The sequence below is a fragment of the Alteromonas aquimaris genome, from assembly GCF_026183695.1.
GTDB lineage: Bacteria > Pseudomonadota > Gammaproteobacteria > Enterobacterales > Alteromonadaceae > Alteromonas > Alteromonas aquimaris.
This window is the reverse complement of record NZ_JAPFRD010000011.1, coordinates 532,796-558,350: the sequence shown is the minus strand read 5'-3', so window position 1 is coordinate 558,350 and position 25,555 is coordinate 532,796. Positions and strand designations below refer to the sequence as shown.

At 47.8% G+C, this 25,555-nt stretch carries 20 protein-coding genes; 11 read left to right on the top strand and 9 right to left on the bottom strand.

The features are described 5' to 3' along the window. Positions 1 to 91: 91 nt before the first annotated feature. Positions 92 to 2,845 carry an XrtA/PEP-CTERM system TPR-repeat protein PrsT gene (gene prsT / locus OPS25_RS12610; RefSeq protein ID WP_265618095.1) on the bottom strand — a complete coding sequence of 918 codons (2,754 nt, stop codon included), beginning with the start codon at positions 2,843 to 2,845 and terminating at the stop codon, positions 92 to 94. A gap of 184 nt (positions 2,846 to 3,029) precedes the next feature. Between prsT and OPS25_RS12605 the strand changes: the two genes are divergently transcribed. The 4 genes from OPS25_RS12605 (at position 3,030) to OPS25_RS12590 (ending at position 8,144) form a co-directional block, all read left to right on the top strand. After that, positions 3,030 to 4,763, top strand: a complete 1,734-nt coding sequence (locus OPS25_RS12605) for a DEAD/DEAH box helicase (protein WP_265618092.1) — start codon at positions 3,030 to 3,032, stop codon at positions 4,761 to 4,763. A gap of 99 nt (positions 4,764 to 4,862) precedes the next feature. After that, positions 4,863 to 6,269, top strand: coding sequence for a siroheme synthase CysG (gene cysG, locus OPS25_RS12600; protein WP_265618091.1), 1,407 nt, complete (start codon positions 4,863 to 4,865; stop codon positions 6,267 to 6,269). Between the two features lie 140 nt (positions 6,270 to 6,409). Then, positions 6,410 to 7,354, top strand: a complete 945-nt coding sequence (locus OPS25_RS12595; RefSeq protein WP_265618090.1) for a hypothetical protein — start codon at positions 6,410 to 6,412, stop codon at positions 7,352 to 7,354. A gap of 22 nt (positions 7,355 to 7,376) precedes the next feature. After that, entirely contained in the window at positions 7,377 to 8,144 is a 768-nt protein-coding gene (locus tag OPS25_RS12590; RefSeq protein WP_265618089.1) for a substrate-binding periplasmic protein, read from the top strand. Positions 8,145 to 8,197: 53 nt separating this feature from the next. Here OPS25_RS12590 and OPS25_RS12585 read toward each other — a convergent pair whose 3' ends face one another. Beyond that, the gene (locus tag OPS25_RS12585) at positions 8,198 to 9,595 is read right to left on the bottom strand and encodes a PhoH family protein (protein ID WP_265618088.1); all 1,398 of its coding nucleotides are present in this window, start codon (positions 9,593 to 9,595) and stop codon (positions 8,198 to 8,200) included. Positions 9,596 to 9,933: 338 nt separating this feature from the next. Between OPS25_RS12585 and OPS25_RS12580 the strand changes: the two genes are divergently transcribed. The 6 genes from OPS25_RS12580 to OPS25_RS12555 all read left to right on the top strand — a co-directional run bounded on the left by OPS25_RS12580 (position 9,934) and on the right by OPS25_RS12555 (position 16,757). Further along, on the top strand, positions 9,934 to 10,329 hold the full coding sequence (locus tag OPS25_RS12580; protein WP_265618087.1) for a hypothetical protein: 396 nt from the start codon (positions 9,934 to 9,936) through the stop codon (positions 10,327 to 10,329). Between the two features lie 65 nt (positions 10,330 to 10,394). Next, on the top strand, positions 10,395 to 13,217 hold the full coding sequence (rapA, locus tag OPS25_RS12575) for an RNA polymerase-associated protein RapA (protein WP_265618086.1): 2,823 nt from the start codon (positions 10,395 to 10,397) through the stop codon (positions 13,215 to 13,217). Next, positions 13,217 to 13,921 (top strand): bifunctional tRNA pseudouridine(32) synthase/23S rRNA pseudouridine(746) synthase RluA, encoded by a 705-nt coding sequence (rluA, locus tag OPS25_RS12570; RefSeq protein ID WP_265618085.1) that lies wholly within the window; start codon positions 13,217 to 13,219, stop codon positions 13,919 to 13,921. The genes rapA and rluA overlap by 1 nt, the downstream gene beginning before the upstream one ends. A gap of 82 nt (positions 13,922 to 14,003) precedes the next feature. Further along, positions 14,004 to 14,846 (top strand): DUF3530 family protein, encoded by an 843-nt coding sequence (locus tag OPS25_RS12565; protein WP_265618084.1) that lies wholly within the window; start codon positions 14,004 to 14,006, stop codon positions 14,844 to 14,846. A 151-nt stretch (positions 14,847 to 14,997) separates the two neighbouring features. Then, the gene (locus tag OPS25_RS12560; RefSeq protein WP_265618083.1) at positions 14,998 to 15,321 is read left to right on the top strand and encodes a hypothetical protein; all 324 of its coding nucleotides are present in this window, start codon (positions 14,998 to 15,000) and stop codon (positions 15,319 to 15,321) included. Positions 15,322 to 15,392: 71 nt separating this feature from the next. Next, a complete protein-coding gene (locus tag OPS25_RS12555; protein WP_265618082.1) occupies positions 15,393 to 16,757 on the top strand; it encodes an AmpG family muropeptide MFS transporter in 1,365 nt (454 codons plus the stop codon). Positions 16,758 to 17,024: 267 nt separating this feature from the next. Here the strand turns inward: OPS25_RS12555 and OPS25_RS12550 are convergent, their stop codons facing one another. The 7 genes from OPS25_RS12550 to rppH form a co-directional block, all read right to left on the bottom strand. Beyond that, positions 17,025 to 17,984: a sensor domain-containing diguanylate cyclase gene (locus OPS25_RS12550; protein ID WP_265618081.1), complete on the bottom strand. Its 960-nt coding sequence runs from the start codon at positions 17,982 to 17,984 to the stop codon at positions 17,025 to 17,027. After that, entirely contained in the window at positions 17,981 to 19,003 is a 1,023-nt protein-coding gene (locus tag OPS25_RS12545) for a response regulator (RefSeq protein WP_265618080.1), read from the bottom strand. Before OPS25_RS12545 ends, OPS25_RS12550 begins: the two co-directional genes overlap by 4 nt. A 23-nt stretch (positions 19,004 to 19,026) precedes the next feature. After that, positions 19,027 to 19,860: a thymidylate synthase gene (locus OPS25_RS12540; RefSeq protein ID WP_265618079.1), complete on the bottom strand. Its 834-nt coding sequence runs from the start codon at positions 19,858 to 19,860 to the stop codon at positions 19,027 to 19,029. 2 nt (positions 19,861 to 19,862) lie between these two features. Beyond that, positions 19,863 to 20,678, bottom strand: coding sequence for a prolipoprotein diacylglyceryl transferase (lgt, locus tag OPS25_RS12535; protein WP_265618078.1), 816 nt, complete (start codon positions 20,676 to 20,678; stop codon positions 19,863 to 19,865). A 3-nt stretch (positions 20,679 to 20,681) separates the two neighbouring features. Then, on the bottom strand, positions 20,682 to 21,488 hold the full coding sequence (locus tag OPS25_RS12530; RefSeq protein ID WP_265618077.1) for a sulfite exporter TauE/SafE family protein: 807 nt from the start codon (positions 21,486 to 21,488) through the stop codon (positions 20,682 to 20,684). A gap of 65 nt (positions 21,489 to 21,553) precedes the next feature. After that, entirely contained in the window at positions 21,554 to 23,842 is a 2,289-nt protein-coding gene (gene ptsP, locus OPS25_RS12525) for a phosphoenolpyruvate--protein phosphotransferase (protein ID WP_265618429.1), read from the bottom strand. A gap of 51 nt (positions 23,843 to 23,893) precedes the next feature. Beyond that, a complete protein-coding gene (gene rppH, locus OPS25_RS12520; RefSeq protein WP_265618076.1) occupies positions 23,894 to 24,424 on the bottom strand; it encodes an RNA pyrophosphohydrolase in 531 nt (176 codons plus the stop codon). A gap of 105 nt (positions 24,425 to 24,529) precedes the next feature. Between rppH and mutH the strand changes: the two genes are divergently transcribed. Further along, complete coding sequence (gene mutH, locus OPS25_RS12515) at positions 24,530 to 25,204, top strand: DNA mismatch repair endonuclease MutH (RefSeq protein WP_265618074.1); 675 nt, start codon at positions 24,530 to 24,532, stop codon at positions 25,202 to 25,204. Positions 25,205 to 25,555: the final 351 nt, after the last annotated feature.

The following is a 25,555-nucleotide window of genomic DNA, read 5'->3' as shown; positions in this document are numbered from 1 at the left end:
AGGTACTAAGTACTAAGTACTAGACTTCCGCTTTCTTGATTTTTCACGTTTCACTTTTCACTTTTAACCTATCACATCAGTGCATTATCACTTAAAGGTACTGTTCCTTAAGGGCCTGCTGGCGCTCTTTGGCACTTTGGCGTTTGTATTCACGGTTGGCCAATTTACGTTCAGCTAACGCCGTTTTACCCTGCTTAAACAACAACTCCACGTAGTTTAAGTAAACTTCTTCGTTACGGGTATTCTTATTGATCACACCATCGTATAGCGCTAGCGCCTCTTCAGGTTGGTCTTTTTTAATCAATACCTGGGCTAGCGTGTCGATAGCGTCAGCATTATCAGGTTTTAACTCTACCGCCTTACGCGATAACTGCTCAGCGCGGTCAAGTTTATCTTCTGCGAAATACAAATATGCCAAATTGTTAAGCACCACGAAATTATCGGGGGTAACCTTGAGGATATTTTCATAGGCTTTCTGTGCTTCTTTTGCATCTTTCCCAATCAAGCGCTCCGCATAAAGCATATTGGCGCGCACGTCATTTGGGTTCTCATCAATATGCTGCTTTAGCACACTAAACCCTTTCTCATGTTGATTGGTTGCCTCATAACTCGCCAGCACCAACACCAAATTTTTCGCATTCGGTAATGCATTGTATGCCGCTACTGCATCTTCAACCGCGAGTTCTGCTTTGCCCTCCTGCAGAGCCAGACGCGCTTTTATTCCGCGTACGAAGGGCACGGCTTGCACATTTTCAGGTAGCGGTTCAATAATTGCTCGCGCGTCGCTGATTTGGCGCAGCATGGCATGGAAGTACGCCTTTATTACCGAAAGCTGTCTGTCATCACGCGTTTTTAAAAACGGTTTTAACACTTTGAGGCCATCGTCGTACTTATTTTGCGCGTCATAAATCAACAATAAACCAAGAATAGCATTTTTATTTAAGGGTGAAGCTTTGTTCCATTTTTCAAAATGCTCCTGGGCCTGGGTAATTTGATTACTTTTCAGCAATGACTGACCGCGTAACTGCCAGTACAGTTTGGGTAAGTCTTCTTCTTTCTCAAGAGGTTTTAAGGTTTTTAATGTGCTATCGACTTTGTTCAAAGAAAATTGCATGCGAGCTAACAACAGCCTTAATTGCACATTCTCCTGGTTGCCTTGCAGTACCTTTTCGACCTGTTTTAAAGAGGCTTCCTCGTTACCCTGTTCTTTCTCTACGGCAAATAAAAATGATAATGCAGCGATGTTTGCCGGATCATCGTTGAGCACTTGCTTCAACTCGGCTTTGGCCTGCTTGAGGTTTTCCTGCTGAACATAGAGGCGAGCCTGTGACAGCTTTATTCTTACATCGTCAGGCGAAACTTCAGTCGCTTTCTGAATAGCCTGCTGGGCTTCTTCTAATTGTTTTTCCTTGATCGCAATATCGACTAACGCTAACCATGGAAGCAGGGCATTTTCATCTTTTGTGGTCCACTCTTTGGCCAGCGCTTTGGCTTTATCCAACTGATCCGTTGAAACGTAAGCGGCTAACAACGTTTGTTGCGTCAATTCTGACTCTGGCGCTTTTTCTGCCGCCGCCTCAAGATTAACGATGCCATCTACATCATTTAGCGATAACTGCAGCAAACCTACTCGCGCCAAATCTTCTGCGGACGAGCTCAGCTCGCTACTTCTTTCCACCATCTTTCGGGCATCTTCCACGTTGCCTTCTCGCAATAGCTCAAACCCCGCTTTTGAAAACAAGGCGGCGTCGGCCTGCATTTCCCCCTCCAACCGGTTAAGTACATCTGTGGCGTCACCACTTAACCCCTGTTGTAGCAGGCTGTCAGCCAGCATTCTTAGCCCCGGATGATTGTCCGGAAGTTTTGACGCAATCATTGATAAGTGACGACTTGCGGCAGGAAAATCCTCAAGTTGATACGCACTGTGCCCCGCTAACAAGCGCACTGCCGGCTCGTTCCTGCCGTTTTGGATAGCGCGTTCAAGATGGGTCAGCGCGAGTTCATAGTTTCCTGCTGAAGCTTCGATGATCCCTTTAAACTGATTTAGTACGCCATTATCCTGCGCGAGTGAGAGCAGTTCTGTGACGAGTGGATCGGCCTGCTCTAATTGACGCTGTTCTATAAGTAACGCGGCTAACGAGAACTTGGTAGTTAAGTCTGCTGGAAAATGTTCTACATACTTCTGGTAAACCTGGGCCGCTTCTGCCTGTTGCCCCTTAACCAGATACAACCTTGCCAGTTGCAAAAGTACATCCTTATTCGCCGGTGATTGCTCGCGTAGTGCGAGCGTATTAGTTAGCGCGGCATCATAATTTTCTTCGAGAATATCGTGCAAAGATTGAAGCAAACCCTCATACACCGATGAGGTGTCCAACTTCGTTAGTTCATCAATGAGCTTTCGAGCTTCTTCTTTTTTATCCAGTTTGATCAGCGCTTCGACCTTATAAAAACCCACCTTCACTTTCTCAACCGCCGTCATCCCTTGCGCATTATGATCCAGCGCGGTCAGCGCGTTCTCCGCGCCGGTATACTGATAGGCAACACTGAGGTGAGGCAATACTTTGGAAGCAGGGTGGCCAAGCTCCATGGCGCGATTAAGTTCCTTCTCAGCGCCAGCATAATTCCCCTTTTCCAAATACAGTCGACCAAGCTCGAATCTTGGCAGGGGCGCAGTGGGATCCAGTTGTACGGCATTTTTATACTCGATGATCGCCGCTTCAATATCGTTTGCTTCCTGATACTGACGAGCAGCACTCACATATTCATCAACTGAGGATTGTCCGCATCCGTACAACCCTGTAAGACCGGCTAGTAGTATCAACGAACCCACGCTGGCTTTATTCATTTTACGTCCTACCTTTGAATGTTTTGCCACTTCTTTGTGGCTTTTTTATGTTTATTGGCGGAAATTGTTAAATCCCTTTGCCATTTAATTGGATACATGTTTATTAATGGAATATAATAAGCGTTTTGCAACAATTTGCCGGCTTCTATCCCTAGCCGCGCCCCCCTACTTCTCAGGATCATGAATGACCAATAATGTCGAGCTGACTTTTAAAGACCTTAATTTACCACAACCTATCTTGCAAGCACTTGAAAAAGTTGGCTATGAGAAACCTTCGCCTATTCAGGCGGAAAGTATTCCGTTAATACTGGAAGGACATGACCTGTTGGGTCAAGCTCAAACCGGCACAGGCAAGACAGCTGCGTTTGCTTTACCTATGCTCGCCAAAATTGAACCTGAGTCGAAACTTCCACAACTACTGGTGTTAGCCCCCACGCGCGAACTGGCCATTCAGGTAGCCGAAGCGTTTCAGGTTTATGCGAGTTTTTCAAAAACCATAAAAGTGTTACCTGTTTACGGTGGTCAGTCGTATGACAACCAAATTAGACAGTTGAAACGTGGTGTTCAAGTGGTAGTGGGCACGCCCGGCCGTATTATCGATCACATCAATCGTAAGACTTTGAATCTCAGTGAACTTAAATTTCTTGTGCTCGATGAAGCAGACGAAATGTTGCGCATGGGTTTTATCGATGATGTGGAGACCATTTTATCGCACGCCCCGAAAGAGCGTCAGACAGCGCTGTTTTCAGCCACCATGCCTGGTCCAATCAAGAAAATAACCCAGCGTTATTTAAACGACCCCAAGCATGTAAAAATTGCGTCAAAAGTTTCTACTGCCAGCACCATTCGCCAACGTTATTGTCAGGTGGCCGGTCATCATAAATTAGAGGCCCTCACCCGTATCATGGAAGTCGAGCCATTTGATGGCATGATTATTTTCGTGCGTACCAAGACCGCCACAGTTGAGTTAGCCGATAAACTGGCTGCTCGCGGTTACGATGTTGAGCCGTTAAACGGCGATATCCCACAAAATGCCCGTGAGCGTACCGTCGAGAAATTAAAAGATGGAACCATTGACATTCTGGTGGCAACTGACGTGGTGGCCCGGGGACTGGATGTGGAACGCGTTAGTCACGTGATCAACTTCGATATTCCTTATGACACCGAATCCTACGTTCACCGTATCGGCAGAACCGGCCGTGCCGGCAGAAGCGGTGATGCCATTTTGTTTATTTCTCACCGCGAAAAACGACTGTTGTTTGCGATTGAGAAAACCACTAAACAACAGATTGAACCGATGCCTATTCCTTCGGTCAGCGAGTTAAACGAAACTCGCTTAAGTAAATTCAAACTGTCTGTTGCGCAAGCCATTGATGGGAAAAGCTTAGAGCAGTTGATGCCTATTGTAGAAATGCTGCAAAAGGAAACAGAAGCCGCACCAGAGGTATTAATGGCCGCATTGGTACAACTTGCGCAGGGTGATGAACCTTTAATGCTGAAAGAATCTGATCGCCCTGACCTGCATAGTAAACCGCCCAAAAACGAACGCGGCGAGCGTCGGGATAGTCGAGGCGGCAGAGACAGTCGCGATGGTCGCGATGGTCGCGGAGGACGAGAGCGCAAGAGCCCCAATAAAGGCCAACGTAAACCGGAAGCAGGCATGCAACGCTTTAGAATTGACGTAGGCCATGCCCACGGTGCAAAACCCGGTAATATCGTTGGCGCTATCGCTAACGAGGCGAATATGCAAAGTAAGCACATTGGCGCGATTGAAATCTATGACAAGTTCAGTACGGTAGATTTACCAGCGGGTATGCCCCCAGAAACGCGCAACATCTTACAAAATACCCGCGTGGCCGGCCAAAAATTGTCGTTGCGGGAGTGGCAGGACGCTCCACCTAAAAAGCGTAAGAAGTAATTTTTTTATTCCAAAAAGAAATAACGCATGGTTATTTCTTTTTTAATTTTACCTTCGGGTACTGGCAAAATAGCGTTTTTATGAGCAATTTTTAAGGCTATGCAGTACTTCCCCGCTTTTATCGACACCACTTCGTTAACCTGTCTCATCGTCGGGGCAGGTAATGTGGCCGCGCGTAAACTGGAATTGGTCTTAAAAACCCAGGCCCAAATCATTGTTGTAGCCGACCACGTCAGCCCTGCCGTAGCGGAGCTGGCGCAATCCCCTAACGTAAAGCTACATCAACGAAAATTTCGCGAGCACGATCTCGCCGAGGTGGGGATGGTGTTTGTTTGCACCGCGGACACCCAGCTCAACGAACATATCTATAGATTGGCGAAACCACGAAATATTTTGGTCAACGTCGTGGATAACACGCCGTTATGCCAGTTCATCACACCGTCAATTATTGACCGTTCGCCCATTACGATCGCGCTTAGTAGCGGGGGAGCGGCCCCTGTTTTGCTGCGCCACCTACGCCAAAAGCTCGAAAGCGTTATTCCACAGCACATTAGTAAATTAGGGGATTTTGCACAGCGCGCGCGCGATAAAGTGAAGCAGGTATTACGGGGGGTAACAGCCCGGCGGAACTTTTGGGAAACGATTTTTGAAGGTGATGTCGCCGAACTGATAGAAAAAAATCAGGACGAAAAGGCGCAACGGTTATTTGACCAAACCCTTAGCCTGGCTGCAACAGAACAACAGCACGCGGGTCAGGTGTATCTGGTCGGCGCTGGGCCAGGCGATGCGGATCTCCTCACATTTCGGGCCTTGCGTTTAATGCAAAAAGCAGATGTCGTCATCTACGATCGTCTGGTATCAGCGCAGATTCTTGAGTTGGTCCGACGCGATGCAGAAAAATTATATGTAGGGAAAGCAAAAAGTCTACACAGCGTGCCGCAGGATGAAATTAACGCGTTAATTGTGCAAAGGGCCCAACAAGGTCAACGTGTGGTTCGCTTAAAAGGCGGAGATCCGTTTATATTCGGTCGTGGCGGTGAGGAAATTGCATCTCTGGTCGATGCCGGGATAGATTTTCAGGTCGTGCCGGGAATAACAGCGGCCAGTGGCGCCAGCAGCTATGCAGGCATACCGTTAACCCATCGGGATCATGCGCAGTCGGTAGTCTTTGCCACCGGGCACTTAAAAGATGGTACCGTGGATTTAAATTGGCCGGCTTTGGCCCACGTTAATCAGACCATCGTTTTTTACATGGGCTTAACTGGCTTACCTATTATTTGTCATAAGCTGGTTGAGCATGGACTGAGCAGCGATACGCCAATAGCGTTGATAGAAAATGCCACCCTCCCCGAGCAACGCGTCCTCACGGGTAAATTGAGTAATATCGAACACCTTGCTGACCATGCTGATATTCAGCCTCCATCTCTTATTATTGTTGGCAGTGTGGTAAACCTGCACGGCAGTTTGAACTGGTACAACTCACAAGTGTCTAATTTTCAACCATAATAGTAGTGTGTGTTCCACTTTACTGATAAAGTTAGTTGGTAGGTTAACCACCCTAGGTTGATAAATAATCCTAATTTGCGATGAAATTCACATCCGTCAATGCAAATTAGCATAAGCATTGGTAAATAGGCAGAAGCAGCGTGGTACGTGGGTTAGTCATCATTACTTTTTTATTGTTAAGCATGCTTTCGCATGCTCAACAGATCGCGTTTAAAAGAGAACATACCCCCGAAAACGTTAATTACCTCTATCGCTGGTTAGACTATAACGGCACGGAGCAAGCATTACAGTTTGCGCTGGAAAACCAGCAACTAGCCAAAACGCCGAATCTGCAACGTATTTTTCAACCGGCTTTAGCACAACGGTACGTCACGGTAGCCCTGTTAAAAGAGGCCCGCGAAATTGACCCCAAAAGTGCGCGCATTAATATTGTCCCGCGCAATGAAGCCATTGAGGTGAAAGTGCGTGCCAGAAGTCAGCAACAAGCTGAAATCATTCAGCAACAATTGCAACGCCGCCGGGAAGAAGCTTACCAGGAGTATCTGCGTGAGCACTACTACACCCAATTTGTCACCCCACGTAACGAACAAGCGGTGAAACCAGACCACGTACGATATGTATTAGAAACCACGGATGCATTGATTCCGTTATCACAAGCATTTTACGAAAAACTCGAAGAAGATTCGGATGCCCGGGAATATTTCAATCTGCTTCTCAGCTGGATTCAAAGTATCCCATACGATACCTTGGAAGATAGAACGGGAAGTAACGGTTCCGGCTTCTCCCCACCCGCGCAGGTTCTTTCACAGAATAAAGGCGACTGTGATAGTAAAACCGTTATTACCGCAGCTATTGTGCGGGCGTTTTTACCGACCACTGCGATGGTGATGGTATTGTTACCGGAACATGCCCTGCTGGGGGTAGCACTTCCTCCAAAAGGAAATGAACTAACGGTAATGGATAGGGGTACAACATATATATTAATGGAGCCTACTGGTCCTGCCCTGCTTCCGTTTGGTCAGGTTGCACCTACAACTTATCAATTTCTCGCCAATGGGGAGTATACGTTAGAGCGAATTCAGTAGGCCTCACTGTCGAGGAGTGCTTGTGCCGTTTGTTTTCTTACTTTTCCTGATAGCCTGGATAGGCACCGCCGATGCCGAACCTTCCACCGCTTCCACCCAACCGACCGTTATCCTGGCCTATGGTGAATATCCACCTTATTACGGTCGCGGACTTTATCGGGAGGGGTTTATCAGCGAAATAGTAGTGAAAGCCTATGCCTTGTCAGGCTACGAGGTGGAACTCGTGTATTTACCGGCGTGGCAGCGCAGCGTCGAAGAAACCAAGAACGGTCGCTTCGATGGCCTGCTAACCATGTGGCATTCCCAACGTCGGGAGCAATGGTTTTTGTTCTCAAACCCCTTACCTGCAAATGAAATTGGTTTTTACAAACATGTGGATTCCCCGTTCACCTTTAATTCCGTTGATGATTTAGCCTCTGCCCGCGTAGGTACCGTAAGGGGGGTTATTTATCCACCTGAACTTGAAGATGCCGGTGCAGTGGTGGAAGAGGTTACGTATCTTAAACAAAACATCGCGAAATTGCTGAAGCAGCGTATTGACATGGCTTTAACTGACAAAGCAGTGGGCAGGCATATCCTGTTATCCCTCTACCCTGAACACAAAGATGATATTATTTTCATTGAACCCAGCCTGGCGTTAATTAACCAGCACCTGGTAATATCCCGCAAGGCAGACAATGCCCAGGAGAAACTGAACGCCTTCAACCGGGGTTACGCCATTTTAAAGGAATCGGGTGAGATCGTAAGGCTCGCTACCAAATATGGTATCGAGCCTACGATCGTTAAATGACGCCACTTTTGCCATAGCCGCTTCGCACTTTAGGGCTAAGAGAGGCAGCCACCTTAAAGGTTTTCCTCTGCAAACTCCGCTAAGCGAGAGCGCACCACACCGTCGAGATTAATGGTGGCGCTACCAGAAAAATTCTTAAATTTTTCGACCAGATACGTTAGTCCGGAGGTGACCGGACTCAGATAATTGCTATCAATTTGAGCCAGGTTTCCGCTGCAAATTAACTTTGTGCCCTCACCGCAGCGGGTAATAATGGTTTTCAATTGTGCTGCGGTCAGGTTTTGTGACTCATCTAAAATTACAATAGAGTTCTGAATACTGCGGCCGCGCATAAAATTCACCGACTTAAATTGAATATTGGCTTTTTCCATAATGTAACTCATTGAGCCTTTTACATTTTCATCGTGCTTGTGTAATACCTCCAGCGAATCAGTGATAGCCGCCAACCAGGGCAACATCTTCTCTTCTTCAGTACCAGGCAAAAAGCCTATAGATTCAGCTATTTCCGGGGTTGACCGGGTGACGATGATTTTCTCGTACATATTCTTTTCAACCACCAGCTCCAAGGCTGCAGCCAGCGCGAGTAACGTTTTCCCGCTACCGGCGGGGCCGGTTAATATAACCAGGTCAATGTGAGGGTCGAGTAAGGCATGCAGTGCCATTGCCTGGCCGATATTTTTCGGGCTAATCCCCCACGCATGTCGCCCCATTAAGCGCTCGTAGCCAAGATCAAGAACTTCCAGCGTTTCGACGTTTATGGCTTCTACAAGACCGGCAAATTGGCTGGTGTCGTCTAACAAGAACTCATTGATAAAGGCATTGGGAAGCAGTTCACGCGAAACGGTATGAATGGTGTCTCGCCCTTCCGTGCGACTGTCTACCGACTTTACTTTTTCCCAGAAATTGCCCTCAAAGGTGTGATAGCCCTTCGATAAGTATTTTATATCGCTAACCAACTGGTCGGTTCGATAGTCTTCAACATGAGCCAAACCCGCGCCCTTTGCCTTTAGACGCATATTTAAATCTTTGGTAACCAGCACTACCTGACGACGGGAAAAGGTTTTTTGCAGCTGCAAGGCAACGTTGATAATGCGATTATCATTTTCGTTGCTGGTAAAGACCTGTTGCGACTCCGCCATATTCAAATCGGTAAAGATAGAAAGCGAGCCCGTGGGCTTATTCTCCCCTGCAGCCAGGCCTTCCATGGATACGCCGTTGATCATATCTTCCGGGGTGGCATCATGCAGTAAATCTTCCATTGACCGGATAGACACGCGCGCGTCCCGCGCCACATCCTTTTTGCTGTCTTTAATGTAATCGAGTTCTTCTAGTACCGTCATCGGGACGACTACGTCATGTTCTTTAAAAGAGAGAAAAGCGTGAGGCTCGTGAAGCAGAATATTGGTATCTAAAACGTAAATTTTGGTTTCTTTAGGATTGTTTCTTGGCATCCGTCGCTCCGGTAATGTACACCAGACTCGCTCAACTACTCATGCGCGAGCACCAGTCAAGATGACATTGAGGGCGGTCGAACAGGACTGCCACTCCATCTCTTCGACTTACACTTTCACCTTAGTCCAGTTTGCGAACAGAATCACTCAATTTTTTGTAGTTTACTTAAAAATATTTACCAGATTAATATAACCATATTAATTTCATGCAATTAGCTATACATCTTTATTGTTTGCCGCGTTAATTTAAAAAAAGAAATGATATTCTTTTTTGATTATGTTGCGCTAAGCAGGTTTTTTTATTTAAGGTAGAATCCTTCTCAGTGCAGGACACCAGTATGGACTTAGCAGGGCTTATAATTGCAGGTATTAGTGCCATGGGCACGTTAATCCAGGCGTACTATAGTGCAAAGGATAAAGATAAATCTATTCCTCCCGGTACAGTGAGGGCGGCAGAGAAACGTGGCAATACCCCGTTAAAAATAGGCACTAAACAAGTAGAGGCGGTGATCGATGACGAACTTCTTCATACTCTGAGTGCTGAAGTTTATACACACCAACAAAATCTTCTTCGGGTACTAAAAGATAAAGCGGCTACTCAAGCCGCCAAAGAACGCCAAATTCAGGCGGCTGAAGAGGAAATTTGCAGAGTACTGAGACAAATTAAAAAGTATAACGATCAAGCGCTTCCAACCCAAAGATTAAAAAAGCTGTGGACATCCCACGGCTGCTGACTTTATAAGTTCGCGGCCAGTCTGTACAATACCGCCCCCATTTTAAAATGAGCAGACGGAAAAACATGAAAAACGACGGGTTCCATATTGGACAACGCTGGCTGAGCAACACGGAAACTGAACTGGGCTTGGGTGCCATCGTCAGCGTAGACTTTCGAACCGTAGAGATTCTTTTTCCCGCTACCGGCGAAATCCGTCGATATGCTAAAAGCGAAGCTCCGTTGACGCGTCTAACTTATGCTGTCGGTGACCGTATTACCCATACCGAAGAATGGCAGGCAACGGTCACGGACGTCCAAGAAAAACAAGGCGTGCTTATTTATGAAGGCATTCGCGAAGACACTAAAGAAACGGTGACAATTTCTGAAGCCTTACTGAGCCCGCTCGTCCAATTGAACGAACCGGAACAGCGCCTGTTTAACAATCAACTGGATTTGCCCAAGTGGTTTGAGCTGAGACTGCAATCGCTGGAACATGATTACGCTTATCAGCAATCATCCACCATCGGACTAGCTGGCGCTCGTATTGAGCTGATTCCCCACCAGTTGCATATCGCCGCGGAAGTGGGTAAACGTTATGCACCACGGGTACTGCTGTCGGATGAAGTCGGGTTGGGTAAAACCATCGAAGCGGCGCTCATTATTCATCAACAGTTGCAAACCGGCCGATCACAGCGTGTGCTGATCGTGGTGCCCGACACGCTGGTCCACCAGTGGCTGGTAGAAATGTTACGCAGAGTCAATTTACACTTTTCGGTGTTTGATGAAAGCCGCTGTGCCGCGGCGGCTCAGGAAGGCGGTAACCCCTTTGACGATGAACAGCTGGTATTGTGTAGCCTGGATTTTCTGGTCCAGCATCCGCAACACCATCAACAGGCGCTTGATGCCCACTGGGACATGCTGGTGGTAGATGAGGCGCACCATTTGGGCTGGTCTGAGAGCCAGCCCTCTGCCGAATATGAACGTATAGAGGCATTGGCGAACGTCGTACCCTCCGTCTTATTATTAACCGCTACGCCGGATCAACTGGGGCATCAAAGTCATTTTGCCCGTTTACGCTTGCTCGATCCTGCCCGCTTTGTCAGCTATGAAAGCTTCCTTGCTGAAGAAAGCACCTACGCTAAAGTTGCCGAGACGGTTACTCCGCTGCTTGAAGACAGAGCGTTAACTGATGATGAACTCGCAGCGTTACATGCCCTTGCTCCTGAAGTAGAGATAGCCATAGACGATCTTGCCAGCGAAGCAAAGCGCCTTGAAATGGCCCACAAGATGATCGACCTGCATGGCACAGGCAGAATCCTATTTAGAAACCGGCGCGCTAGTATTGAAGGGTTTCCGGCGCGGGCCCTCAATCCCCACCCACTGAACTTACCAGGCGAGTATGCTGACATAATAAGCAGCGCAGACCTCACCGACAAACTGTTTCCCGAACGTCATCCTGCGGTGTCTGAGGCCTGGGTGGATTTCGATCCACGGGTTGCATGGTTAATCGAATTTCTTACCGCTATTAAACCGGCAAAAGTGTTATTAATTTGTGCCAGTGCCGTGACGGCGCAGCAGTTGGCCGAAGTATTGCGTACGAAATCCAGTATCCGCCATAGTGTGTTTCACGAGGGCATGAGCATTGTTGACCGCGATAAGGCTGCCCACTATTTTGCCGATCCTGACGTGGGCGCACAGGTCCTTTTATGTAGCGAGATTGGCAGTGAAGGGCGTAATTTTCAGTTTGCCCATCATCTGATTTTATTTGATTTACCGTTAACTCCTGATTTATTAGAGCAGCGTATCGGGCGTCTGGATCGTATCGGGCAGACGCGCGATGTGCAGATTCATGTGCCTTATTTAATCGGTAGTGCGCAACAGGTATTGCTGGACTGGTATCATCAGGGCCTGGATGCTTTTTGTCAGACCTGCCCTACTGGCTCTGGTGTATTCGAAGAGGTCGCCGAGCAGTTGCTGGCCGCTTGCCACACCCCGGCCGATACACAGCTAAACGAAGCTCTCATCGCCACGTCACAGCAGTTAAATGCTACCTTAAAAAGGCAACTTGATGAGGGTCGCGATCGCTTACTTGAGTTAAATGCCTCGGGCGTGGGCAAAGTCGATACACTTCTTGAAGATATGGTGGCATTAGATACGTCACTGGCGTTACCCAAATTTATGAGCCGGGTGTTTGACGCGATTGGTATTCATCAGGAAGAAAAAGGCCACGACTGCTTTATCCTCACGCCGACCGAATCTATGGTCAACCATCTTCCTGGCTTCGATCACGAAGGAATGACAGTGACGTATCGTCGCCGCATTGCCACGACGTTAGAACATGTCCATTTCTTGACCTGGGATCATCCTCTCGTGCACAGTGCCATAGAGCTGGTGCTTACCGAAGTACTAGGAAAAAGCAGTGTCGGCTTTATTTCAGATGCCACCAAACCTGCTGGTATCTACTGGCTGGAGGCTTTGTTTGTACTGGAATGCAGTGCGCCAAAATCGTTACAGGTCGGTCGCTATCTTCCCCCCACGCCACTACGCATCTGTATGGATGCAAAAGGCTTACCTTCTGAAGTCAGCTTCGAAGATGTGCGCCCCACTGGCAGAAAAGTGGCTCAACAACTGGTAGGGGCGTTAAAACCCCAACTGGAAAAGCATATCAGTCAAGCCAGTGCGTTAGCGCATTCGCAAGCCAATAAGGTATTGCAAGGCGCATTAGCCACGATGCGCGAGAGTTTGTCCGATCAAGCTGAACGTTTACGTTCGCTGCAGAAGCGCAATCCTGCGGTTCGCGATGAAGAAATCGCATTTGTTGAGCAACAAAAGACCGCTCTTGAAAAAGCCTTAACGTCTGCGGATGTCAGACTGGATGCGTTGCGAGTAGTAGTGAATAATCCCTGATGGCGAATCCCGCATTTACCTATGATCCCCCGCAACATCCCTATCTTGAATTTTTATATCAGGATAATGATATCCTGGTGGTAAACAAACCTAGTGGATTACTCAGTGTGCCTGGCAAAGCGCCAGCCCATCACGACTCCGTAATCACGCGGGTTAACCGGGTATTTCCCGCGGCCACAATTGTTCACCGGTTGGATATGGCCACCTCAGGGGTGATGGTATTAGCGCAAAACAAGCCTGCCCATCGTCATTTGTCGCGCCAATTTGAGACGCGTCAGACGCGCAAACGCTATTTTGCCCGGGTATACGGCGAGGTCACGCAAGAACAGGGCGAGGTCAATTTACCTCTCATCTGCGACTGGCCAAACCGACCCAAACAAAAAGTCGATTTTGAGATAGGCAAGCCTGCGTTAACCCAGTATCAGGTTATCCGTAAAAATCAACGTGAAAGCCTGGTCGCCCTGTACCCTGTTACCGGACGCTCGCATCAACTGAGGGTACATATGTTATCGCTGGGACATCCCATATTGGGGGACAGGCTATATGGCTCAGAGGAAAGTCGCCAGGCAGCGGGACGCCTGCAATTACATGCCTGCACATTGCAGTTGTTTCATCCTGTGACCAATCAGTGGCAGTCTTTTGAAAGTGCGCTGCCGTTTGGTGACTATCAACCCGCGCCTTTTTCAATGGACCCGTCTACTTAATCTATACTGATTCTATAGTTAATATTTTGGTTCTTATGCCGATAAAACATTTATCAATTGTCGGCATTGTAAGAGGTGTTCCATGCTGAAGCTGTTCACTCCCATCTTTGGTTTGTTGTTAGCGATCCTGACGCCGATGGTCTGGGGTCAGGCGAATACGTTATCGGAAGATTTAGAACGTCGCTTTCATGCCGAAGAACTAGAGCAGGTATTGGTCGGGGAGTTAACGCTGTCGGTGCTCGCGCAAGAGTCGGCGATCCCCTTATCCCGCGGGGTTGCCATTCTGCTGGTTGATTCTGGGTATCAGGGGCTAAGGTTGTCGGCAGCGCAACAGTTAGCCACGCAGCTTAATCAATGGGGTTGGCATACTCTTATTGCGCCTTCGCTGCTCGATGTCTCACTGGTGGCCACAGAACAAGCCGAAAACGCGATGGTTCATCCACGTAGCTCCAGTCAACAGGCGTGGTTTGACTATGATCGCACCAAAACGCAGTTGTCCCTGCTGATCACGGCATTATACAACCACGCGTCCAGCCATCGAGGATTTAAGATAGTTGTTAGTCAGGGTATGACCGCCGCGCATTTAATAGAGCTGGCTGCCGACAATCAAATTGCTTCTCCCGACAGCATGGTGGTTATCTCGCCCTTTTGGCCCGATCGTCGAAAAAATCTGGCGATTGGTGAAGCGTTGGCGAAAACGGCATTTCCTGTGTTAGACATTAATCTCATACAGAGCAATCTGTGGAACGCTAAGACGTATCGTCAACGCAAACAGGATGCAGTTAATGCGCTAAAATTACACTATCGGCAGCGTTCAATTCAGGCTGACGATTTTCCCTCCCATTCCTATATTGATTCAGTCTCACCTCAGGTGACGCGATTGAGCAAAGAAATTTATGGCTGGACAAGCTATCTGGGCTGGTAAAGGCGTACTGCTGCGGTCATCGCCAAAAAAGATCACAGGCAAAAATATTTTTTGATTAAATTCATGTACCTGCTGTATCTTCTGGCGAATCGCGAGAAAAAGAAAAAGAAAAGACTATACTTAAGGCGAATTAGAATAATACGGCAGTACAGTGAAAGTAACCTCCTTTATCGACACCAAGGCTAAACAGCTATGTTTCTACCTTCGTTCCTTCTGGCAGGGTGATCTGCCTCATGCGGAGTTAGAGCTGTTTTTCTGGGACACCATGGAAGAGTGGTCTCAGGTCGATTACCCCCTGGATCAACCTTACTCTCAAAAGGAACGGGTATTTTGGCATTTACTTCACCAAATTCACTTTTGGACGGAAGATAAACTCACCCACGATACGTATTTGGTAGAGGAACTGGCCAACTGCATGGTCTTTCTTGAGGGTAAAGGCATGTGCCCATTTGATTGTGTAGGTATCCGCCCCTAACACTACTTTTATTGCACTCGTGTGTATTTCATGATCCAATAGCACCATCGCTCTTCAAATAAGTCTTAACCTTGCACGCATCATTTAAAGCTTTTTTTGACCGTCGCTTATTCAGTGTGTTTATCTTTGGCATCTCCAGTGGCTTTCCCTGGGTGATGATTGGCTCGGTGTTATCAGCGTGGTTAAAAGACGAGGGCTTATCGCGGTCATCAATCGGCTTGTTTGGCGCGATTTTCGCCGTCTACTCGATTAATTTTTTATGGTCCGTTTTCCTGGATAAAATTCATTTACCCTGGTTGGGTTTACGCCGCGGCTGGATTATTTCCATGCAGATAGCTATCGCGGCATGCTGTTACCTGATGTCCTTGCATAGTGCGCAAAATGAGTTGTTTCTGATTGCGCTGACCGGATTATTTATTGCGATATTTTCTGCCACCCAGGATATCGCTATCGACGCCTACCGTATCGATGTCATTGACGAAAACGAAAAAGAAAAGCTTTCTGCTGGCTCTTCCATGGCCACCGCAGGGTGGTGGACCGGGTATGGCGGTTTGGGTGCGATCCCCTTCTTTATGGCAGATATGAACGGCTGGGCCTGGCCTGAGATATATGCTGTTCTTGCTTGTATCATGGTGGCACTGACCATCGCTACGCTCTTCGCCAAAGAGCCCAAAGTGGATAACACCGCCGCCTTGGAAGCGGCCGAAAAACGCTATCAGGCACAGATGAGTCAATATAGCCACAACACCTTGCTGGCGAGGACGACCGCATGGTTGCTTGCTACCGTAGTCGAACCCTTCCGCGAATTCTTTCAACGCAATGGCGTGAAATTAGCGCTTTCGCTGCTGCTATTTATTTTTCTCTTTAAAATTGGTGAAGCATTTTTAGGTAGAATGAGTATCGTATTTTACAAAGAAATAGGCTTCTCCAACGCTGAAATTGGTACCCTGTCAAAGTTACTCAACTGGTGGGTTACCATCGTGTTTTCTATCATTGGTGGCATGGTGAATATCCGCTACGGGATTTACAAAGGTTTGATGGTTGCAGGGATTGCCATGGCGAGCAGTAACTTGATGTTTTCATGGATAGCTCAGGTGGGGCCGGATAAGTCACTTTTCGCCGCCGCCGTAATTATTGATGGCTTCACCGCTGCGTGGAGTACGGTGGCCATGGTCGCCTTTATTTCGTTATTGTGTAACCGATCCTTTAGTGCGACTCAATATGCGCTGATGGCGTCTTTAAGTAATCTGGGCAGAACACTAGTGGCCTCCTCCAGTGGCATCATGGTGGATGGTTTGGGTGGAAACTGGAGCCTCTTTTTTATGTTGACTGCGGCCATGGTGATCCCCAGCCTGCTCTTTTTACGTGCCATCAAAGGTGATATTCAACGGCTTGAAAGCAAGCCGTTGGTTAACGGTTATACTAAACCACAATGATATGGTTCAGCTTAGAGATAGAGAAAGCAATCTAACAAAGACGCTTTGGTGATAAGTGATATGTGATATGAGGCTGGAGCCTTTAACGCCCAGGTAACGCGGAACAGATAACCGCCTTTATCTTCCTTTAGGCGCGGCGTTTTCCACATTTCAGCGGCCTTAACTGCGTTCGATTCAGCACCACTAAAGCTTCACGCCAGTGGCTTGTCAAACGGATAAAAATTTAAGCGCTGAGTGAGCAAACTTCAGTACGGTTTGGTATTAGCACTAGTCTGGCGTATTTTTAGTAATAATCTGGTTACGGCCGCTGACTTTAGCGTCATATAACGCCTGATCGGCCATTTCCAGCCATCCCAGGGCTGATTGACAGTGACTACCGTATTCAGACAAGCCGATGCTGACGGTAAACGTAATCGTATTGCCTTCGTGCTGAACTTTGGTGGCTTCGGCGGCAGACCGAATTCGTTCTGCGACGATACGCGCGTTGTTGGCGTCGGTATCGGTAAGCACGATAGCAAACTCTTCGCCCCCATAGCGGCCCGCCAAATCGGTTTCGCGCACCGATTGGGTTATCACCTGCGCCAGCGTCTGAATAACTTTGTCCCCCGCTTGATGACCATAGGTATCATTTACCTTTTTAAAATGGTCAATGTCTAACATCATTGCGGAGACCGCTTTGTCCCGACGTTTCGCCAATTTAAATATCATATCGAAGCGTTCTTGCCAGTAACGTCGGTTATATAACCCGGTCAGGCCATCCACCCGGCTCATAATTTTCAGTTCTTCGTTCAACCGTTCAGCGCGTTGTTTACTCATTGCCTGGTCTGTTACGTCATAAATCATCAGACATATTTTTTCCACTTTCCCCGAAGGCGAGGTCAATGGAAACATGGTGACATTTTGGTACATAAATTCAGATTCAGACGTAATCGGGCGATTACTACCAAACTTGAATAGATAGGGTCGCTGCTCCCATATCAAAAATACCGGTGATTCAAGGGTGAACACGGGGTCGGCTTTGGCACGGAACCATTTCTCGTCTATTTCCGGAAAGTGAGCAAATAGGGAAGTGCCGCAGATTGTGCCAGGAAGTAGATCAGAATGGTTCTCCATGAACTGGTTCCACACTTCCACCTTGAATTCGTTATCCAGTACAACAATTCCTACTTCTATCGAACTTAATAAATGATACTGCCAGTGCAACTGGGCTACTTCACTGTCCATCATGCGTTGTTCTCCGTCATGTCGACCAGACGAGTGTAAACTTTCTCCATTGCACTGTCTGGAAATAGCAGAAGTAAATCAAAACTGATATCACGACTCTTGATAGAATAGGCAATTTCCACCGCCATTATTTTGGTCCAGCGGGAGATAGAATCATGCAACAGGGAGTCGAGCCCGCGGTTACGTCCTAATAAAATGGGATGGCTATGACTAAAACTGACGTTTAGTTGGGTGGACAGCGCGTTCAGGCATGCGCCGATAAGGATATTAGACACATCCATTAGCGCTTCAAGCTGTAGCAGCTCATCCCCTTCATCGTCGTATTGCAACATCCTTACCATATCAGCGGTGTTGGCATCACTAAAAATAACCAGGGCTTCCCCATTAATGCCAGCGCTTACAAATCCCTTCGAAACGGCTGAAACGCTGTCATTATGATTGATCTCCGCAATGGCCATGTGCAATTCATTCGACTCAATCACATTGACGTTGGGAATAGGTAGATCAATAAATTCGTTTAATAATTTAGCCAGATTTTCCCCGGCCCTTCCCATCGCTACGTTGACCAGCTCTCTGTAAGCGTCTAAGCGTTCATCCTGTGATGCAGCATGAGAAAGCCTGGCATCGGCCCGGCGGCTGGATGCTGTGGCCTCGCCATCGTAGATACCGTACTGCTTCAGCAACGTGGTTAGCTTATCGTTATCGATGGGTTTGCGGATAAAATCCAAGGCCCCCATCGCTACCATGCGTTCGCGCGCTTCCGGTTGCACATCGCCAGATACCACTATCACCAGACACGGCAGATCGTCTTTGCGAATCGCTTCCATGGTTTGATATCCATCCATGATGGGCATATTCAAATCAAGAAACATGATGTCGCCTTTCCCTTGACGGATGCACTCCAGTGCCTCTTGTCCATTTTCTGCGTAGGAAATACTGACATCCCACCCATCAGGAATAGAGCGCGCCATTTGCTTTCGCGCAAATCCTGAGTCATCACATATAAGAACTGGCGTGCTCATAACGTTTTCCTGATCCTTTTTTATTATATCGCTACCGGTGCCTTAATGTGAGGATGGGCCTGGTAGTCGGTTAGTGTAAAGTCATCATAGGTAAAACCAAAAATATCTTTCACCGCTGGATTTAGTTTCATTTGCGGCCGCGCATAGGGCTCACGACGCAATTGTTCTTCCGCTTGCTCAAGATGATTTAAATATAGGTGAGCATCACCCAGTGTGTGAACAAAGTCACCTAATTTTAAGTCACACACTTGTGCCACCATCATGGTCAATAATGCATAACTGGCTATATTAAAGGGCACTCCTAAAAATACATCGCCGCTACGCTGATACAACTGGCAGGATAGCTTCCCATCTAAGACGTAAAACTGAAACATCGTGTGGCACGGTGGCAAGGCTTGCTTACCCCTGGCGGCGTTTTCTTTGGGTGAAAACGTGGTGTCAGGCAACACGGCCGGATTCCACGCACTGACAATTAACCTTCGAGAGTCGGGATTCAATTTAATCTCTTCAATAACGGCTTGGATCTGATCCACACTGTTACCGTCACCTGCGTCCCAACTGCGCCATTGTTTCCCATACACAGGGCCCAGTTCACCCGCTTCTGTCGCCCATTCATCCCAGATTGAAACGCCATTCTCTTTCAAATAGGCAATATTGGTTTCACCTTTCAAAAACCATAGAAGCTCATGAATGATGGATTTAAGATGGCACTTTTTCGTCGTGACAAGGGGAAAGCCCTCCGCCAGATTAAAGCGCATTTGATAACCAAATACACTTAAAGTGCCAGTGCCGGTTCGGTCTTCTTTTTTAAAACCATGTTCTTTCACATGGCGCATCAGTGCAAGATACTCTTTCATAATTACTTCACCTGCGCAGTAGCGGGTGGATAGTTACCCTTTTTATACGCTCTGAGCATAAGGAACAAACCAATCAGGATCATGGGTATACACAACAATTGGCCTTGACTGAATCCCATTTGATACAAACCTATATGGGCATCGGGCTCACGGAAAAATTCAATAATAAAGCGGAATACCCCATAGCCTAGCAAGAACAATCCCCCCACAGCCCCTACCGGACGTGGTTTGGCCGAGTAAATCCATAAAATGGCGAAAAGCACTACGCCTTCAAGGGCAAACTCATACAGTTGCGACGGGTGACGGGGTTCCGGTCCAGCATCTGGAAATATTACCGCCCAAGGAACATCGGTGGTTCTTCCCCACAGTTCTGCATTTAAGAAATTTCCGATACGCCCGGCGCCTAAGCCAATAGGAACCAGCGGTGCCACAAAGTCTCCCACTTGTAGAAGCGACGCATTCATGCGGCGCGCCTGAATAACCAGGGCAATAATGACACCTACCAATCCACCGTGGAATGACATGCCGCCTGTCCAAATTTTAAACAAGTAAAGCGGGTCGTCTAAGAACAACCCAAACTGGTAGAACAACACATACCCGATGCGCCCTCCTAAAATTACCCCTAAAAACCCCCAGAATAATAGATCACTTAACTGGTCTTTGCTCCAGGGCGTGCGCTCCAAGCGCTTATGCGCCAGAATATACGCGGCGACAAAACCAATAAGATACATCAGACCATACCAGCGCACACTTAATGGTCCTACGCTGAAGATAACCGGGTCAATACTGGGAAATACCAGATAACTGCTTTCTACCATGTTTTAATTAATTCCTACAATCATTCTAATGCTGACTAATATCAATAATCCTGCCAGCAACTTTTTTAATAAACCTGTATCTACTTTCTGCCCCACACGCGCGCCGACACCAGCCGTAAAGATAGATGTAGTTACAATACCAAATGTTGCTGGCAGGTACACGTATCCCAACGTCATCGGCGGTAAATGTGTCTGGTGCAGTCCTGCAATGACAAAGCTCGCCGTACCAAAAATAGCTACGACCAAACCGCAAAGTGCCGCGCACCCTATAGCTTGGCGCATATTTACGCGAAACCACACCAGCGCGGGCACCAACAACACGCCCCCACCAATTCCCATCAACGCACTGACGAAGCCACTTCCAGCGCCGATGCCACTTAGCGTACTGCGGGAGGCATAATGAGAAGATGAATTACGCTTACCGAAAATCATCTGTAAGGCAATTACAATCATCAGGGTGGCAAACACATTCTTTAACAGCGCGCCGGAAATTGCACTGGCGACCTGCGCTCCTAACACTGCTCCCAGCGAAATTCCAATACCACACCAGAGTACAATATACCGCTTAAGGTTTCCCAGTTTATAATGCGCTCTGGCCGAGGAATACCCAGTGAAGATGATAGTCGATAACGAGGTGGCCACTGCCATAGGCATGACTTGCTCAAGCTGTAACCCTGCTACGCTGATGAGTAAATAGGTGAGCGCAGGAACAATGATTAATCCCCCACCTATCCCAAACATCCCAGCCAGAAATCCGACCACTAAGCCCATCACCAAACAACAAGCAAAAATTATTGCTGCCGGATCCATGTCATTCCCACCACCAAAAAAATTGCACTTAGCCTATCACAATTTTCCTGCGCCTTGAGCAGGAATTACGCCCCTGCCCTGATCAGCCCGCCTAAGCCTTTTTGCTCCAAAAACTCGTTGATGTGCTGAAAAACTTGTTCATGACTGGTGGCGGTCAAGGCACAAGATAGTAAACGCTTACTTTCTTTTAACGATACGTTTCTAATAAGCCAGTTAACTTTTCTCAAATTGTAAGCGTTCATGCTCAATTTTCGATAGCCCATTCCCATTAACAGAATCGCGCCCCCGGGCTCGCCGGCAATCTCACCGCACACTGTCACCGGCACCTTATAATTGTCAGCCTGTTTAACAATATCGTACAAAGCGCTAAGTACGGCCGGATGGTAACAGTTGTATAAATTAGCCACCCGTGAATTATTGCGATCCACGGCAAGTAAATATTGGGTCAGGTCGTTGCTGCCCACGGAGAAAAAGTCCACGTGCTTAGCCAATTGAGGTAATTGGTAAAGCACCGATGGCACTTCCAACATAATGCCAATTTGTGGTCGGTTTAGCACCAGCTGCTGCCCTTTAATTTCATCCCCAATTTCATAAAATGCCTGATCAATGAGCCGGTTAGCCTCCTTTACTTCGCTTACTGAGGTGATCATGGGTAACATGATTTGCAGATTATTCAATCCAAGACTGGCGCGCAACATTGCCCTTACCTGGACTAGAAAAATCTCCGGATGGTCTAAGGTTAAACGTATTCCCCGCCAACCCAAAAATGGATTTTCTTCGCTGATGGGAAAGTATGGCAAGGGTTTGTCTCCACCCACATCCAAGGTACGCATGGTGATAGGCAGGTTGGGAGCAGATTCGAGGATTTGTCGGTATAGCACCACTTGTTCTTGTTCCGACGGGAAGCGCTCGCGCAACATAAAGGGAATTTCAGTTCGATATAAGCCTATCCCCACACTTAGCGAATTGCCCGCCATTTCTGTTTCAGTGGATAACCCTGCATTTACGTAGAGCGACATTTTCCAGCCATCGGGGCTTTCTGAGGGGCGATCGGCTTCTTCAGCAATACGCTCCGCCAGCACCTGTTCTTCTTGAATAAGCTGTAAAAACTCACTCCGAATACTGGGCGCGGGTGCAACAATTACTTCGCCTGCATAACCGTCGAGTAATATTTCTTTTTCATCAAGTAACCCTGGCGAGACGTTTTGACAACCCATAACGGCTGGTACGCCCATCGCTCTGGCCAATATAGCAGCGTGTGAATTGTTAGACCCGCGGACCGACACAATGCCCTTCAGATACTGCGCAGGAAATTCGGCTAACATGGATGCAGAGACTTCATCCGCGATGAGAATACTGTCTTCCTGTGGTGTTTTTCGCTCGACCTTTTGCCCTTTTACCGTAATCAATATGTTGGTCAATATACGATTAGAAAGATCAATAATATCGATGGCTCGTTCCTGCATATACGGGTCTTCCATGTTCTGAAAGCGCGCCGCATAATCCTCTACTACCATTTTTAACGATGATGCGGCATCCCATCCCTGGTGAATTTTTGCTTCAACCTCTCGCCCTAAACTGTTTGCATCCAGTAAATGGTGATAGAGCTGAAATATCGACTTCACGTCTTCCGGGATACCTTCGTCCAACCCTTTTGATAAGTTATCCACTTCTTTTCGAGTGGCCTCAACGCCTGTCCGATATGCATTAATTTCATCGATATCGCCGCGCGCTTTTCTCGCGACCCAGTTGCGTAAATCAATCTTGGCGTCAAACGCAAAGCCTTTACCCACGGCCAGCCCTGGCGATCCTGCCACGCCCCGCACATTTTTTTGACGTGGTGACGCATCTACCGACGTATTACTCAATGCTCCTCGGATGTCTGCATTAGTTATTTCCAATGCTACCTGAGCAGCCAGCGTCACTAAAAACGCTTCTTCATCCTCGCTGAAGCGACGCATTTCCCCTTGCTGCATGGTGATTACGCCTAGCACACGGCGCTGGTGAATAATAGGCGTGCCTAGAAAGGCGAGATAATTTTCTTCTTTGACTTCAGGGTAGTGTTTAAAACGAGGATGCCCCGGCGCGTTTTCAATATTGAGCGGTTCTTCTCTTTGCCCCACCAGGCCAATCAGGCCTTCGGAAAAGCCGATGCGAACCAATTCCACAGACTCGCGGGCTAAGCCGTCTGTGGCTTTTAGGACAAACTCCTGATTGTCATAATCAGCCAGATATATTGAACAGGAATCGACACTCGTTGTCTGTTTGACCCGAGTGGTAAGGCGGAACAATGCTTCATCAAGCACAGGAATTTGAATCATTTCCTGGACGATGCGCTTGAGTGTTGTCAGCATACTGCCGCTTTGCATTGTTGCCACCTTGTGTTGCCTGACCGACTACATAACCTAACCGCTTCTGCGTTTTTTACGCGAACGCTTGTGGTGGGCAGGCTGCGCTCGTCCCGGTGCCATTACCACAGGACAGAACTCTTTTAACACCCGTCGATACACATCGCGTTTAAACGAGACCACATTGCGGATGGGATACCAGTAGCTCACCCAACGCCAATCATCAAATTCCGGATGACCGGTTTTAAGCACATCAACATCTTTTTCCGGACATTCCAGTTGTAGTAAAAACCACTTCTGTTTTTGCCCTATACAAACAGGGTTGCTACCTTGTCTGATTAACCGCTTTGGTAATTTGTAACGTAACCAATTGCGTGTTACCCCCAGCACAGAGACATCTTCAGGATTTAGCCCTACCTCTTCGTGCAATTCCCGATACATAGCTTGTTCTGCAGTTTCCCCTTCATCAATTCCGCCTTGTGGAAACTGCCATGAATGCTGACCATAACGCCTTGCCCAAAATACTTGTCCTATTCTGTTGCAAATCACTATACCCACATTCGCACGGAATCCATCGGCATCTATCACTTAGACTCCCGGGCACGATAAACTTTTCTATTCCTGCATTCTTCCATAAACTATAGCCCTTTCAAAGTATTAATATTTCACAGACGGAAAAAGGACAATATATTCGTGCTCCCTCCTACCACTTCACCCGCTAGCGCAGAGGAATTACTCGCGCGCTGCCAGGGCATCGCAGGGCTGACACTTGGCGAGTTAGCGACTTTGGCAGGGATTCACATTCCGCCTGATTTTAAGCGCCACAAGGGGTGGACTGGTCAATTGATCGAAACTTGGCTTGGGGCCAGTGCTGGCTCTAAACCCACTCAGGATTTTCCTGAGTTAGGTATAGAATTGAAAACTATTCCTATCAATGCAGCCGGAGAGCCGCTTGAAACCACCTATGCCTGCTATGCGCCCTTACTCATCCCCCCCGGCACCACGTGGGAAAATTGCAATGTACGCAATAAATTATCCAAGGTATTGTGGATGCCAGTTGAGGGTGAACGCCAAATCCCGGTGGCTGAACGCAGAATAGCCATGCCGGTTATGTGGACACCCAGTGCACAACAGGATGCGGCCCTTAAACAAGACTGGGAAGAAATTACTGAAATGATTGTATTGGGCGAAGTAGAACGCATTACCGCCCGGCACGGAAAAGTTATGCAATTGCGTCCCAAGGCCGCTGATGGCAGTGTGCTCACTGATGCATTTGGACCAGAAGGCGAAAGAATTAGAACGCGGCCCCGAGGATTTTATTTACGTAAGGAATTTACCCGCGAAATATTAAGAGAAGCGTTCGGGTAAAAAGCCACTTATGTAGTTTTACCCCCGCCCTGGTCATTCCCGCGCATAGCCATTCCTAAAACCCCCTTAGTCATGCGTAAAGTCCCCTTAGTCATTCCTAAAGTCCCCTTAGTCATTCCTAAAGTCCCCCATAGCCATTCCTAAAGCCCCCTTAGTCATTCCCGCGCAGGCGGGAACCTTTGTAAGCGCATAACAAGGATCAATAAACAACAGAGACAAAGTACACCAAGAAGATCGCCACCTGCGTGGCGATGACGAGGGTACGAGGTAAGCCTAGAGATCGCCACCTCCGTGGCGATGACTATGTTGTGGCATATGCCCGCCTCCCCTTAGTCATTCCCGCGCAGGCGG